12 protein-coding genes are annotated in these 13,941 nt (G+C 72.5%); 2 read left to right on the top strand and 10 right to left on the bottom strand.

All coding sequences use genetic code 11. The features are described from left to right. Positions 1-121: 121 nt before the first annotated feature. From ACZ68L_RS00820 to xylB, 4 genes are all read right to left on the bottom strand, one after another. Entirely contained in the window at positions 122-1,489 is a 1,368-nt protein-coding gene (locus ACZ68L_RS00820) for a cytochrome P450 (protein WP_469573037.1), read from the bottom strand. 264 nt (positions 1,490-1,753) lie between these two features. Next, positions 1,754-2,608, bottom strand: a complete 855-nt coding sequence (locus tag ACZ68L_RS00825; RefSeq protein WP_469573315.1) for a hypothetical protein — start codon at positions 2,606-2,608, stop codon at positions 1,754-1,756. A 2-nt stretch (positions 2,609-2,610) separates the two neighbouring features. Beyond that, complete coding sequence (locus ACZ68L_RS00830; RefSeq protein WP_469573038.1) at positions 2,611-3,888, bottom strand: VWA domain-containing protein; 1,278 nt, start codon at positions 3,886-3,888, stop codon at positions 2,611-2,613. Between the two features lie 133 nt (positions 3,889-4,021). Then, a complete protein-coding gene (gene xylB / locus ACZ68L_RS00835) occupies positions 4,022-5,503 on the bottom strand; it encodes a xylulokinase (protein ID WP_469573039.1) in 1,482 nt (493 codons plus the stop codon). Positions 5,504-5,788: 285 nt separating this feature from the next. Between xylB and xylA the strand changes: the two genes are divergently transcribed. Further along, positions 5,789-6,958 (top strand): xylose isomerase, encoded by a 1,170-nt coding sequence (gene xylA / locus ACZ68L_RS00840; RefSeq protein ID WP_469573040.1) that lies wholly within the window; start codon positions 5,789-5,791, stop codon positions 6,956-6,958. A gap of 274 nt (positions 6,959-7,232) precedes the next feature. On the opposite strand, the gene ACZ68L_RS00845 is transcribed toward xylA, so the two are convergent. The 4 genes from ACZ68L_RS00845 to ACZ68L_RS00860 all read right to left on the bottom strand — a co-directional run bounded on the left by ACZ68L_RS00845 (position 7,233) and on the right by ACZ68L_RS00860 (position 10,485). Then, the gene (locus ACZ68L_RS00845; RefSeq protein WP_469573041.1) at positions 7,233-8,480 is read right to left on the bottom strand and encodes an ROK family protein; all 1,248 of its coding nucleotides are present in this window, start codon (positions 8,478-8,480) and stop codon (positions 7,233-7,235) included. A gap of 199 nt (positions 8,481-8,679) precedes the next feature. Further along, entirely contained in the window at positions 8,680-9,324 is a 645-nt protein-coding gene (locus ACZ68L_RS00850; RefSeq protein ID WP_469573044.1) for a DUF305 domain-containing protein, read from the bottom strand. Further along, positions 9,321-9,971, bottom strand: coding sequence for a DUF3105 domain-containing protein (locus ACZ68L_RS00855; protein WP_469573045.1), 651 nt, complete (start codon positions 9,969-9,971; stop codon positions 9,321-9,323). The genes ACZ68L_RS00850 and ACZ68L_RS00855 overlap by 4 nt, the downstream gene beginning before the upstream one ends. 85 nt (positions 9,972-10,056) lie before the next feature. After that, the gene (locus ACZ68L_RS00860; protein WP_469573047.1) at positions 10,057-10,485 is read right to left on the bottom strand and encodes a hypothetical protein; all 429 of its coding nucleotides are present in this window, start codon (positions 10,483-10,485) and stop codon (positions 10,057-10,059) included. A 144-nt stretch (positions 10,486-10,629) separates the two neighbouring features. On the opposite strand from ACZ68L_RS00860, the gene ACZ68L_RS00865 reads away from it, so the two are divergent. Beyond that, positions 10,630-11,238: a GNAT family N-acetyltransferase gene (locus ACZ68L_RS00865; protein ID WP_469573048.1), complete on the top strand. Its 609-nt coding sequence runs from the start codon at positions 10,630-10,632 to the stop codon at positions 11,236-11,238. A gap of 157 nt (positions 11,239-11,395) precedes the next feature. On the opposite strand, the gene pcaB is transcribed toward ACZ68L_RS00865, so the two are convergent. Continuing rightward, entirely contained in the window at positions 11,396-12,772 is a 1,377-nt protein-coding gene (gene pcaB, locus ACZ68L_RS00870) for a 3-carboxy-cis,cis-muconate cycloisomerase (protein ID WP_469573051.1), read from the bottom strand. Positions 12,773-13,054: 282 nt separating this feature from the next. Next, entirely contained in the window at positions 13,055-13,822 is a 768-nt protein-coding gene (locus ACZ68L_RS00875) for a VOC family protein (RefSeq protein WP_469573053.1), read from the bottom strand. Positions 13,823-13,941 lie beyond the last annotated feature (119 nt).

Here is a 13,941-nt window from a genome sequence, read left to right on the forward strand (position 1 = left end):
CGGATGCAGTCCGAGGACAGGCGGCGGCCGGCACGCCATATCGCTTCGATATGCCTGGATATCGGCGTCGGAGCCGATCTCGGAGCCCGCGCCCGTCCCGGCCGTCCTGCCCCGTACACCGCTACCGCGCCCGGAGCGTCGCCCTCACTTCGCGGTCGGGCTGCAGCGTCAGTGCCGGTACGGGGTTGACGATGCCCGGGTCCACGTCCAACTGGAAGCGGCGGGCCAGCACGGCCAGGATCAGTACCGCCTCGACCATCGCGAACCGCGTGCCCAGGCAGACCCGGGGGCCGCCGCCGAACGGGAACCAGGCGTACTCCGCGATCTCCTCGCCCGCCTCCGGATCCCAACGCTCGGGGCGGAACTCCTCCGGCTCGGGAAACCACCGTTCGTCACGGTGCGTCGCCCACTGGCTCGTCCACACCCTGGTGCCGCGCGGCATCGGGACACCGCCGATCCGCGCGCCCTCCTTGGCGACGCCGGTGACCAGCCAGATCGTCGGGTAGAGACGCAGGGTCTCCTTGACCACGCACTGGGTGTACGTCAGCCGGGCGTAGTCGTCGAACTCCGGCTCCCGGTCGCCGAGGACCCGGTCCAGCTCCTCGTCGAGCGCGGCGCGCGCCCGGGGATTGCGGGACAGTAGATACCAGGCCCAGACCAGCGTGGAACTGGTCGTCTCGTGTCCGCCGATGTACAGGGTGACCGTCTCGTCGCGTATCTCGCGGTCAGTGAGGTGCGCGCCCGTCTCGTCCACCGCGGTCAGCAGCCGGCTCAGCAGGTCGGGGCGGTCGTCCCCGCCGTCGCGGTGCCGGGCGACCACCCGGCCCACCTCGGCGTCGATGACCGCGGCGGCCTTCCTGATCCTGGCGCGGCCCGGTGTCGGCACCCAGTCCGGCAGCAGCGCGCCGATGCCCGCGAACTCCTTGCCGATCTCCTGCTGCGCCACGTCCATGGCCCGGCCCATCGCGTCGGCGTCGGCAGGGGTGTCCACACCGAAGATCGTGCGGACCGCGATCCTCTGCGTCAGCGCCGCCATCTCCCGCTTGACGTCCACGCGTTCACCGATGGACCAGGTGTCCGCCAGCTCCACCGCGCTGCTCGCCATCGTCGCCGCGTACGAGCGCACCTGCTTGGGCCGTACGGAGGGCTGCACCAGCGACCGTTTCCGCCGCCAGTCCGTACCACGGGCCACCACCACGCCGTTGCCCATCACCGTGCGGAACGCGATGCCGAGTGCGGGCTGGTCGAAGGTGCGTTCCGTCTCGGTGAGCAGTTCGCCGATGCACTCCGGATCGGCTATGTATACGCAGGAGTTGGGGCCGAATCGCCAGCCGACCATGTCCCCGTGACCGCGCAGCCGCTCGAAGAAGGCGAGCGGGTTCTTGGCGAACCACGGCAGGCTGCCGAGAAGCGGTAACCCTTTCGGGCCGGGCGAGATCGTGTGGGCTCGCGGTTCGGCGCCGACGGCCGGACCGGTCTCCGTGGACATGAAAATCTCCGCTCCCTTGTGGCGCGCCCGACCGGGTGCGCAGCGACCTGACCTCAGAGGTACCGCACGGCGCGGACCATGTCATCGGCCGTGTGCGGTACGTGAGTTGTCGAGGGTAGCCGCCGTGGTGCCCGGAGCGCGCGGGCGGTGGGGGAGCGGAGGGAGATCTTTACGCCGTCGCCGGACGAGGCTCGGTTCCTGAGCCCCGTCCGGCGACACCTGTCGGTGGGCTCCCGGTCCGGAGCCCGTCCCGCGACGCGTGGGTCAGACGCCCGGGGGAACCCGGGACGGGCGGCCGCCGCCGCGCGTGAGGGAGTAACCGAAGACCGCCGCGAGCGCCCCCAGAACGCCGCCGCCGACCGTCCACAGCCAGCGACCGGTCCACCAGCCGGAGGCCCAGCCGCCCTCGGGCTCGCTGCCGAGCGAGACCTTGGCCGACGTGTCGTCACCACCGTCGGCCGGTGCGTCCGATGCGTCCGAGGCCGGTGAGACGACGGACGTGCCGGGAACCAGCGGCCGGGCGAGCGTACCGTCGACGTCCGCGGCACCTCCCTTGTCGACCGTCGTGACCTCGACCTCGGTCTGCACCGGAAGACCGAGGTCCGCCGAGGGCAGGTCGACGACCGTGAGGCGCACGTAGTAGCTGCCCGGCAGCGGGTCGTTGGCCCACGGCTCGGACCAGGCGCGGACGGTCCGCAGTACGCAGGTCAGCTCGACGGTCGACGCGTCGGCCGCCGCCTTCCCGGTCTGGCGGCCGTACATGCAGGCCTGGCGGCGCCGCAGCCCGTCGTAGACATCGACCTGCCAGGTCGACGCGCCGTGCCGGGTCGCGGTCTCCGGCAGGGTGATCTTGGCCTTGACGGTGGCGCGCTGGCCCGCGTCGGCGGGGAACACCCAGTACAGGTAGTCACCCGTGGAGGCACCGGCGGTGGCGCGCTGGTTCTGCTGGACCGCCGTGGCCGTACGGAAGGTGGTGCCGGCCTCGGTGGGGCCGGACGCGCCGTCGGAGGCGCTCGGGTCAGGGCTCGCCGACGGAGTGTCGGCCGAGGCGGCGCCCGCCGACGTCAGCAGGGCGAGGCCGGTCAGCAGCGCGCCCGCGAGCACACGTGTCGTACGCATCATCAGTTGGTCCTCCAGACGGCGATGCGCCAGCGCGAGATCCAGCCGGTCAGCAGGCCCGCGATCAGCCCGGTGAGTACCAGCACGCCGAGCAGCCACCAGCCGTTGCCGAGGCCGAACGCGGCGACATCGGCCGCGTCGTCCGGGGCGTCCACCAGGTCCACGGTCAGCTCGACCGGCATGCCCGGCTCGGTCTTCACCGAGGCCGGGGCCGAGAAGGAGTTGCTCACCTGCAGGCACACGGTCTCGGCGGGAGGCTCGGTGCCGTCGTCCGCGGCGTCCTGCTCCGGCTTCGGGTAGCGCAGGCCGGAGGAGATCGCGTCGGTGCGGCCGGTGCCCGACTCCGAGCCCCGGACGATCTCCCGCCCGTGCACGGTCACCGCGCGCAGCAGCACACCGTAGTCGTTGTTCACGGCGCGGTCCGCCGAGACGCTGACCGAGGCACGCAGCTCCTGACCGGGGCGCACGTCCACCCGGTACCAGCGGTGCTCGCCGATCTTCTCCCGGTCGGTGTACAGGCCCGCCTTGAGCTCGGGAGCCTTGGCGCAGCGGTCCGCGCCCTCGGTAGCCACCGGTGTGACGACGGGCTCGGCGGCCCGGTCGACCAACTGCTTGACCCGGCCGGAGAGTTCATCGGCGTGCTGGACGGCGGTATAGGTGCCGCCGGTGGCCTCGGCGATGCAGGTCAGCTGCTCGCGGATCTTCGCGTTCGGCACCAGGCCCAGCGTGTCGATGACGAGGTGGATGCCGCGGGCCGCGATGTCACGTGCCACTTCGCACGGGTCGAGCGGGCCACAGGTGTCCTCGCCGTCGCTGATCAGCACGATCCGGCGGGTGGAGTCACCGCCTTCGAGGTCGTCGGCGGCGCCCAGCAGGGCCGGGCCGATCGGGGTCCAGCCGGTGGGTGCCAGGGTGGCGACCGCGGTCTTCGCCTCGGTGCGGTCCAGCGGACCGACCGGGTACAGCTGCTTGGTGTCCTTGCAGCCGACCTTCCGGTCATTGCCCGGGTAGTCGGCGCCGAGCGTCCGGATACCGAGCTCCACCTGCTCGGGCACCGCGTCCAGGACCTCGTTGAACGCGTGCTTCGCCGCGGTCATCCGGGACTGGCCGTCGATGTCACGGGTCCGCATCGAACCACTGACGTCGAGCACCAACTCGACCTTCGGGGCGGCTTTGGTGGGGGTCTCATCGGCTGCGGCGGGAAGTGCCGTACCGAGCCCGGCGGTCAGGGTGGCGAGCAGAATGCCCACCCCGACCGTCAGCCTTCTTCTTATGATCATCGCCGGATACTATTGAAGATCGCTTCGCTTCCCCAAACCGGCCCGACCGCGGCCACGGGCCCACGCCCGAGGCGGCCCGGACGAAGTGACAGCAAGTCAGCGCCCCTTGCCGGGTGTGTCAGGTGTACGGGAGTCAGGCCCCGCCCAGCAAGGGGTCCGTGGCCCGCTGCAGAACCGAGCCGACCCGCTCCCAGGTGGCCGAGTCCTTCTGGACGAGGGGGAGTTGAGACTCCTTGCCGGTGTCCCATTCGGTGGCGATCGCGACCGGGTCGTCGCCGGTGGCCGCGGCGGCGGCGAGTGCGGCCGCGCCCAGCGCCACCAGTTCGCCGCTGCCCGGCACGATCACCGGGCGCCCGGAGAGCCGGCGTACCGTCTCCACCCAGGCGCGCCCCCGGGCGCCGCCGCCGATCAGGCGCAGCGGCCGGGCGGCGACCTCGGGATCGGCGGGGTCGAGACCGCAGGCCCGAAGGAGTTCGTCGAGGGCGCGCAGCACGGTGACGACCGCGCCCTCGTAGGCGGCGCCGAGGAGTTGCTGCGGGGTGGTGTCGTGCCGGAGTCCGGTGAGCAGGCCGGCGGCGGTGGGCAGATCGGGGGTCCGCTCGCCGTCGAGATAGGGGAGGAGCACCGCCTCGCCGCCGGGCACTGCGTCCTCGCGGTCCAGGCCGAGCAGCGCGGCGATCTTGTCCACGGCGAGCGTGCAGTTGAGGGTGCAGGCCAGCGGGAGATACGTACCGTCAGCGGCGGCGAAGCCGGAGAGCGCCGTCGAGGCGGGCCGGGTCCGGGAGGCCGCGAAGACCGTTCCCGAGGTGCCGAGGCTGAGCACGGGATGGTCCAGCAGTCCGGCGCCGCCGAGTCCGAGGCCGACGGCGGCACTCATGTTGTCCCCGGTGCCCGCGGCCACGGCGGTCGAGGCGGGCAGGCCGAGCGCGTCGGCGGCTTCGGCCGTCAGCGAGCCGATGCAGGCCGCTCCCGTCTGCGCCACCTCGGGCAGCAACGAGGTGTCCAGGCCGAGGAGTTCGAGCAATCCGGGGTCGTAGGCGCCGATCGCTGTGGAGTACCAGCCGGTGCCCGAGGCGTCACCGGGGTCGGTGACGGCGGCGCCCGTGAGGCGTTCGGTCAGGAAGTCGTGGGGGAGGCGGACGGCCACGGCCCCGGCGGCGTTCTCCGGCTCGTTCTCCCGCAGCCACTGCCACTTGGACGCGGTGATGGCGGCCACCGGCACCGACCCGGTCCGTGCGGTCCAGGGCGCGGCCCCGCCCAATGCCGCGGTGAGGGCGGCGGCCTGCGGGGCGGAGCGGGTGTCGTTCCAGAGCATGGCGGGGCGCAGGGGGCGCCCGCCGGGGCCGAGAACCACGAGGCCGTGCTGCTGCCCGGCGACCGCGATGCCGGTCACGGCGGACGCGGCGACGACGGACTCCTTCAGCCCGGCGGCGACCGCGTCGCACAGCGCCCGCCACCACACCTCCGGGTCGCTCTCCCGGGCACCCGCCTCGCCGGTGACGGCATGCGGTGCGCGGCCGACGGAGAGCAGCCGGCCGGTCCCGGCGTCGACGAAGGCGGCTTTGGTGGACTGCGTGGAGCTGTCCACACCGATGACGACGGTGCGTGGCGGCATGGGCGACCTCATTCCTGTGCTGCGGGCGGCGGGGGCGCGGGGGAGGCGGCTGCGGAGCGTTCCTCGCTTCGGGGTGCGGCCGCAGGAGCCCGCCCATTGATTTGATCGTGCGGAAAACAAATTACGCGACCGATCCCGTCGGCAACAGTGATCGCCCTGGGGTTGCACTGATGAGGGGGTTATGTGCCGGGGATATTGCGTGCATGATTAGTCATGACGGTGAACAAATAGGGTTTGGTCATCTCGACCAGCCATGGAACCCCCAGTACCGAAGGCGGCCAGCCGATGACGGAACGCTTCACGCCCACCCCTGACGACAGGTTCACCTTCGGACTGTGGACGGTGGGCTGGCAGGGTCGTGACCCCTTCGGCGACGCGACCCGTACGGCGATCGACCCGGTCGACTCCGTCCGGCGGCTCGCGGAGCTCGGTGCGTACGGTGTGACATTCCACGACGACGACCTGATTCCGTTCGGCTCGACGGACACCGAGCGCGAAGGGATCGTGAAGCGGTTCCGGCAGGCGTTGGACGCGGCCGGACTCGTCGTCCCCATGGCGACGACGAACCTCTTCACCCACCCGGTGTTCAAGGACGGCGCGTTCACCGCCAACGACCGGGACGTACGCCGCTACGCCCTGCGCAAGACCCTGCGCAACATCGACCTCGCCGTCGAGCTCGGCGCGACCACCTATGTGGCCTGGGGCGGTCGGGAGGGCTCCGAGTCCGGCGCCGCCAAGGACATCCGGGTCGCCCTCGACCGTATGAAGGAAGCCTTCGACCTGCTCGGCGACCATGTCACCGAGCAGGGGTACGACCTGAGGTTCGCCATCGAGCCCAAGCCGAACGAGCCGCGCGGCGACATCCTGCTGCCGACCATCGGCCACGCCCTCGCCTTCATCGAGCGTCTTGAGCGCCCGGAGCTGGTCGGCGTCAACCCGGAGACCGGGCACGAGCAGATGGCCGGACTGAACTTCCCGCACGGCATCGCCCAGGCGCTCTGGGCGGGAAAGCTCTTCCACATCGACCTGAACGGCCAGTCCGGCATCAAGTACGACCAGGACCTGCGCTTCGGCGCGGGCGATCTGCGCCAGGCGTTCTGGCTGGTCGACCTGCTGGAGACGGCCGGTTACCAGGGACCGCGGCATTTTGACTTCAAGCCGCCGCGGACCGAGGACTACGACGGTGTCTGGGCGTCGGCCGCGGGCTGCATGCGCAACTACCTGATCCTCAAGGAGCGCGCCAGCGCCTTCCGGGCCGACCCCGAGGTGCGGGAGGCGCTGTGCGCGTCCCGGCTCGACGAGCTGGCCCGTCCGACCGCGGAGGACGGCGTGGCCGGGCTGCTGGCCGACCGGTCGGCGTTCGAGGAGTTCGACGTGGACGCGGCGGCGGAACGCGGGATGGCGTTCGAGGTCCTGGACCAGCTGGCGATGGACCACCTGCTCGGGGTCCGCTGATCTCCGCCGCGGCGACGCGGGTCGTTGGGGGTGGGCCGGACATCCGGCGTCCGGCCCACCCCCATGGCACGACCGGCGGGGACGCGGCGGCGGTCGGACCGGTTGTCCGGCCCGTCGCGGAACGGGTGGAGAGGAGGCGGATCGGCCAGGTGCCCGGCCCATGGAGGCTGAGGCGGCTCGGGAGTTCGTCCGGTCGGCGCCCGCCGCCCCGGCCTGACGCCGGCCCGGTCGGTGGCCGGCCGTGCGCGCCGCGCGTGCCGCGGTCGGGGGCGCATCAGCCGGTTTCCCGGCTCCTCGCGTACGCCACCGGGTCGGCCAGTACCCTCGTCATCACCAGCGCCGCAGCACCCCGCGCCGCGTCGCCCGCGACCGACGAGGCGCGCAGCCGGCCGCTCCCGGGAGACCAGAGCCCCGACACCACCCGGCCGGTGAGCTCCTCGTCGGCGGGCGGTGACAGCCACGGCATCAGGTTCCGGTAGATCCCGCCGAGCACCACCGCGTCGGGGTCGAGCAGATTCACCGCCCCGGACAGCACCCGTCCCAGCATCCGGCCGGCCCCCGCGACAGCGGCCACCGCCCGCTCGTCCCCGGCGCGGGCGCGTCGCTCCAGCTCGGCTACGCCACCGCCCTTGCCGGACTCCTCGATCCCGGCGGCCCGCAGGAGCGCCGCCTGTCCCGCGTACTGTTCCAGGCAGCCGCGCGAGCCGCACCGGCACTCCGGTCCCGCCGCGTCCACCACCACATGCCCGACCTCCCCGGCGAACCCGTGTGCTCCGCGCAGGAGTTCACCGTCGATGACCAGGGCGCCGCCGACACCGATCTCGCCCGTCAGATAGAGGAAGCTGCGGATGGCGTCGAGCCCGCCGAACCAGAGTTCGGCCAGCGCCGCCAGATTGGCCTCGTTCTCCGAACCCACCGGCAGCGCCTGGTGACCGGGGCGTTCGGCGGCGAGCGACGCGGCGAAGAGCTCTTCGGCCGGAACCCGGTTCCAGCCCAGGTTGGGTGCCTGGCGCACCGTGCCGCCGGACACCAGACCGGGAAGCGCGAGGGCCACCCCGACCGGGAACAGTTCCTGTTCGCGTGCCGACTCCAGAGTGCGCGCGGCGATGCCCGCCGCCCGCGCCAGCACCTCCGCCGGGGGCGCGCCGCGGTTGTCCAGGTGCTCGGTGAGCCGCACCCGGCCGGTGCCCGCCAGATCGACGACACACACCGACACATAGTCGATGTTGACCTCTACGCCGAGCCCGGCCGGCCCCGTGCGCGCCACCTTGAGCGCGGTCCCGGGGCGGCCCGCCTGTCCGCTGAAGGTCTTGCCGGACTCGGTGAGGAATCCGATGTCGAGGAGCTGCTCGACGAGCGAGGACACCGCGGCCCGGGTCAGCCCCACTCGCGCCGCGACCCCGGCCCTGGTCGCCTCGCCCTCGTCCTCGTCACGGACGGCCCGCAGCACCAGGCTGAGATTGCTCCGACGCACGGTGTCCTTGTCGGCCTTGGGCCCCAGCGGAGCGAGGTTGCTCTTCATATTGGATCCGAGCCTAAGTGATGGGCCGTGCGATCCGTCCGGCAAGCCGGTGCGTCTCCGGGGCCGTCCGTTCAGACGGTCGCCCGCCGCCTCCCCCGACCGGGGACGGCCCGTCCGCGGGGGAAGGAACCGCCGCGAACGGGCCGCCGCTGAACCCGTCGGCGCACATGGCCGCACGGGTCGTCGCAACGCCGGGTGCTCAGGCCGTCGAACCACGCTCCTTGAGCATGTCCGCCATCAGCGCGATCTCCGACTGCTGGCCGCGGACCATGCCCGCGGCCAGGTTCCTGATCTCGTCGGTGCCGGCCGCGTCGGCCGCCGCCTGTGCCATCTCCGCACCGGCGCGGTGATGGGTGGTCATCAGCTTCAGGTACAGCACCTCGGCGGTCTTGCCCTTCGCCGTCCGCAGTGCGTCGAGTTCGGTGCCGGTCGCCATGCCCGGCATCAGTGAACCGTCACCCCCGGGCGTGAAGGCATGCCCCATCCACTTCATGGGAGGAGCGTCGGACGACTTCGCCCGGCCCCACATCTCCAGCCAGCCGAGCATCATGCCGCGCTGATTGGCCTGGGTGTTGATGATGTCGTACGCGAGCCGGCGCACCGCCACGTCGGACGTACGGTCCCGCACGATGAACGACATCTCGACCGCCTGCTGATGGTGGATCGACATGTCGCGGGCGAACCCGACGTCGACCGACGCGTCCGAGGGGGCGGGCGCCTGAGCGGCGGAGCCCGCGGACGAGGACGGCCGTACGAGCATCAGCGCGACCAGGCCCAGGGCCAGCAGCAGCACCACACCGCCCGCCACCACCATCGGGCGCGAGGAGCGCGTCGCCGGCGTCACTGGGCGACCCCGCCGGTGCAGGCCGCGCCCGGCTCCGGGGTCTGCGGCCCCTGCACGTACTTGGTGAAGAACTGCGCCACGCGTGGGTCGGCGGCACTCGTCACCGTCACCTGCTTGCCCCACGCGCTGAGCATGAGCGGGGCGGCCTGGTCCTCGACCGGGCTCATCAGCGAGTAGGGCGTCGTCCTGACCCGCTCACCGAACTTCTCGATGTCGGCCGGCTTCGCCTCGCTCGTGTACGTGACCCAGACCGCGCCGTGCTCCAGGGAGTGGACGGCGTTCTCCTTCGGTATCGCCTTGGTGTAGACATCGGCGTCGCAGTTCATCCACACCGGATTGTGATCGCCGCCGACCGGCGGGTTCATCGGGTAGCCGACCTTCTTCTCGACATGGTTCTGCGAGAGCTTGTCCCAGGTCCGCTCGCCTCGCACGGGCGAGGACTTGGCCTCCGCGTCGGCCTGGTCCTTCTTGTCGGCGGCGGACATGAGGTAGCCGCCGCCTGCGACCAGTGCGGCCACCACGGCGACGGAGGCGGTGAGGACGATGACGCGGCCGCGCCGCTCGCGGGCCCGCTCCTTGCGGCGGGCCTCCTCCAGTTTGGCGCGGCGCGCGGCGGCAGGGGTGTTCTGCTTCTTGGCGGTAGCCATGGAAAGTCCTTCGGTTCAACACGATCGATGGAGTCGAGGGCATGCGGGAGAACGTCCTCGGTGTCCCGAGGAACGGGCCCTGCCTCTAGATCCGTTGAACCTGCAGACGGAGATGGTCGACGTCCCGTACGGCGTCGTTGGACGGACCGCGGATCGCGGCGGCGCCGGTGAGCGGGGCGACGGGGGCGGTGGCGGTCATGCGGGGAAGGGCCACGGGTGCGCTCTGGCCGGGCAGCACGACCGGTGTCGCGTGCTCGGACGTCCCGTGGCAGGAACTGCCCATGCCCCGGTCGTCAGGGGCATGGGCGACCACGGTCTGAACGGCCGCCGGATGGACCGGTGTCATGCCCCGGGCGGCAGCCGTGGCGTGTGTGCCGGACCCGTGGGCCGCCGAGCCCGGGGCCGCCATCGAGCAGCAGGAGACCATGGCGAGCAGTACGAACAGCCAGCCGAGAACGGCCGACGCGTGGGCGCTCCGCCGTGGTCGGCGGGTCCCTCCGCTCGGCGAGTTCATCCCGCCATCGTACGTGGTGTGTGAAGTTTCAATGAGGGGCGGGAGGGTCCCGGGTGGGGGAGTGCGCCACCGCGGCCGGCGGACGGCACTCGCGCGCCGCGGCCGAGGGCGGGGCGGTGCCCCGCACCGTGCGATGATGCGGCCATGCCGTACTTGGTGCCGCCCCATATTCCTCCCGGGCGCCTCGCGGACTCCCTGCAACCCGCTCTCCCCGTCGCCGAAGACCTGCTCCTGCGGCCGTGGCGGTACGAGGACGCGCCGGCCGTTCTCGCCGCCTTCGCCGATCCGGCCATCCAGCGCTGGCATCTGCGCCGGGCCGACACCGAGGACGAGGCACGCGACTGGATCGATCAGTGGCGCGACGCCTGGTACTGCGAGACCGGGGCCCATTGGGCCGTCGTCCGCCCCGGGAGCACCGTCGGCGGAGCCGAGGAGCTGCTCGGCCGGATCTCGCTCCGCTCGCTGATACCGGCCATCGGTCAGGCCGAATGCGCTTACTGGATGCTGCCGGCGGCCCGGGGACGGGGCATCGCGCCCCGGGCCCTCCTGACGCTGACGCGCTGGTCCTTCGACGAGATCGGTTTCGAGCGCCTCGAACTCCATCACTCCGTGCGGAACGAGGCGTCCTGTCGGGTGGCGGCCAAAGCGGGCTTCGCCCTGGAGGGCACCAAGCGCCGGGGCCATCTGCACGCCGACGGCTGGCACGACATGCACGTCCATGCCCGGATCCGCGGGGACGGCGCCCCGGGCTGACCCCGGCCGCGGTCGGCCGCCCCACCTCCGCCCGCCCCGTCCCCACCGTCGGGGCCGGCGACGCGCGCTGACCGGACCCGTTCCGCATCCACCCCTGAGCGGCCCGGAATGGGTGCGGCGGAGGCGCGGCGCCTTCTCGGCACGGCCGCGCGTGCGGTCATCCGCGGTCCAGCGCGCGGTCGGTGAGGGGGCCCGCGCAGCCGGTGTACCGGGCGGGCTCGGTCAGTTCGGACAGATCGAGACCGGAGAGCTCGGGCTCCTCGTCGAGCACATCGGTGAGTACGTCGGCCAGATCCGTGGTCTCCGCACGGGCCCGAGCGGCCGCGTTCACCAGGACCTCTTTGGCGCGCTTGCGGCCGATCCGCTCGGCGAACACGGCGGCGAGCCGCTCCGAGACGATCAGCCCGTCCGTGAGCTGGAGGTTCTCCCGCATGGCGTACGGGACGACGCGCAGTCCCTCGGTGAGTTCGGCGGCATCGCGCGCGGCCCCGCCGACGAGCCGCAGCAGTTCGCGCAGCGGCTCCCACTCGGCGTGCCACGCCCCGGCCGGCCGCTCGTCCCCGGCGGCGAGCGAGCCGTACAGCGTCGCCGCCAGGCCGGGGGCCCGACGGGCAGCCGCCGCGATCAGTGTGGCGCGCACCGGGTTGGCCTTCTGCGGCATGGTGGACGAACCACCGCCCCGGCCCTCGGTGACCTCGCCGATCTCGGTGCGGGACAGAATGAGCACATCGGCCGCCAGCTTGCCGAGCGCGCCCGCGGTGAAGGCCAGCGCGCCCGCCAGGTCGGCGACCGGGGTACGCAGGCTGAGCCACGGCAACAGCGGTTCGGCCAGACCGAGTTCGTTCGCGAACGCCTGGAGCACGGCCAGCCCACGCGCGTCGTCGGCGGAGTCGTCGGCTGCCTCGGCCTCGTCGACCGGGGCGAAGGTGTTGAAGGCCGCCAGCGTCCCCGCCGCGCCGCCGAGCTGTACGGGCAGCGACTCCCGCACGGCCGACAACCGGTCCCGTGCGTCCAGGATGAGCGCGCGCCAGCCCGCCGCCTTCAGCCCGAAGGTGGTCGGCACGGCGTGCTGGGTGAGTGTGCGGCCGGCCATCGGGGTGTTGCGATGCGCGACGGCCAGCCGTGCCACCGCGTCCGCGGCCCGCACCAGGTCGTCGAGCACCGGGGCCAGGGTCCGCGCGGCGACCAGCATGGCGGCGGTGTCGAGGATGTCCTGGCTGGTGGCGCCCCGGTGGACATAGGGCCGGGCGTCCGGTTCCACGAGGACGACCAGGTCGGCGACCAGTGGGGTGACCGGGTTGCCGCTCTCGCGTGCGCGCAGCGCCAGGTCCCGTACGTCGAAACGGCGCGCTTCGGCCGACGCGGTCACCGCCCGCCCTGCCCCGGCGGGGGCGAGCCCGCAGCCCGACTGGGCACGGGTCAGCGCGGCTTCGGCGTCGAGCATCGCCTGCAGAAAGGCGCTGTCGCCGCCGGCCGTCTCGGCGGGGGAGCCCGCCCGCCCGGGGGCGAGCAGTCCGGCATCGCTCTCGTACATCAGCTGAACTCCAGGAAGACCGTTCGCCATCCCCCTGCGGGCGGCTGTCGAACCGGTGGACGCGCGGGCTCGGGTGCGTCGCGATCGGAGTGGCCCGGCCTGATCCGGGCGAGCAACCCTGAGGGCTGTCCCGTGATCCCTGGTGGATCGCCGTGCGGCGTCGGATGCGGTGCGTCACAAGGCGGAGGGGCGCCCGCGTACGGGAAGTGTCCGGGCGTTCCGACAACGCGGCGAGGCGCCTTGGCTGTCGTCGCACGCCCGCTCGGGATCACGGGACAGACCTCAGCCCTCGTCGGCCGCCCGGTGGATGCCGAACACCGCGCCCTGCGGATCCCGTACCACCGCGATGCGCGGCCCGTCCGGAATGCTCGTCGGCGGCATCAGCAGTTCGCCGCCCGCCCCTTGTGCGGTGGCCGCCGTCGCGTCGACGTCCGTCACGGCGAAGTACGGCAGCCAGTTCGACGGCGCGTCCGGCGGGAACTTCTCGTCCATGATCAGCATGCCGCCGAAGTCCTCGCCCGCCACGCCCCACTGCGTGTAGCTCTCGGACGCGGCGTCGACCGTCCACCCGAAGACCGCGGGATAGAAAGCGAGCGCGGGGTCGGCCTCGCGGGTGACGAGTTCGACCCAGCCGAGCGCGCCCGGTTCGTTCAGCCGCTCGGCACCGGCGAAGGCGCGCCCCTGCCACAACGAGAACACCGCACCCGAGGGATCCGCGACCACCGCGAACCTGCCCTGGTCGAACACGTCCATCGGGCCGACCAGGAGCGAGCCGCCCGCCGACTTCACCTTCTCGACCGTCGCGTCCGTGTCCGCGCTGGCGAACGAGACCGTCCAGGCGGGTGGCTGTCCCGGTTGGTAGACCGGGCTGAGCGCGGCCACGCGCGCGTCGCCGAGGTGCGCCATGGTGTAGCCGCCCGCCTCCTCGCGCGGATCGGTCTCGGAGCGCCAGCCGAAGAGCGCCGCGTAGAACGACTTGGCGGCCGGAATGTCGGGGGTGCTCAGCTCGATCCAGCAGGGACCGCTGGGCACCGGTTTGGTGAGCTTCATTCGGTTTCCTCCGTGGACGCGCGGGAACATGAGCGCATGTCTGTCCGTCGGTCGGTATGTCCTCGTGCAGTCGCACGCTATGTCCTCGTGGCCGGGGCGGCCATCCGTGCCGCGACGGG

Source organism: Streptomyces sp. NPDC104309 (assembly GCF_055584025.1).

Coding starts and splice junctions, on each gene's coding strand:
- ACZ68L_RS00875 (WP_469573053.1), bottom strand. CDS start 13,822: ATGAAGCTCACCAAACCGGTGCCCAGCGGTCCCTGCTGGATCGAGCTG.
- ACZ68L_RS00830 (WP_469573038.1), bottom strand. CDS start 3,888: ATGATCATAAGAAGAAGGCTGACGGTCGGGGTGGGCATTCTGCTCGCC.
- xylB (WP_469573039.1), bottom strand. CDS start 5,503: ATGCCGCCACGCACCGTCGTCATCGGTGTGGACAGCTCCACGCAGTCC.
- ACZ68L_RS00865 (WP_469573048.1), top strand. CDS start 10,630: ATGCCGTACTTGGTGCCGCCCCATATTCCTCCCGGGCGCCTCGCGGAC.
- ACZ68L_RS00820 (WP_469573037.1), bottom strand. CDS start 1,489: ATGTCCACGGAGACCGGTCCGGCCGTCGGCGCCGAACCGCGAGCCCAC.
- xylA (WP_469573040.1), top strand. CDS start 5,789: ATGACGGAACGCTTCACGCCCACCCCTGACGACAGGTTCACCTTCGGA.
- pcaB (WP_469573051.1), bottom strand. CDS start 12,772: ATGTACGAGAGCGATGCCGGACTGCTCGCCCCCGGGCGGGCGGGCTCC.
- ACZ68L_RS00845 (WP_469573041.1), bottom strand. CDS start 8,480: ATGAAGAGCAACCTCGCTCCGCTGGGGCCCAAGGCCGACAAGGACACC.
- ACZ68L_RS00860 (WP_469573047.1), bottom strand. CDS start 10,485: ATGAACTCGCCGAGCGGAGGGACCCGCCGACCACGGCGGAGCGCCCAC.
- ACZ68L_RS00855 (WP_469573045.1), bottom strand. CDS start 9,971: ATGGCTACCGCCAAGAAGCAGAACACCCCTGCCGCCGCGCGCCGCGCC.
- ACZ68L_RS00825 (WP_469573315.1), bottom strand. CDS start 2,608: ATGCGTACGACACGTGTGCTCGCGGGCGCGCTGCTGACCGGCCTCGCC.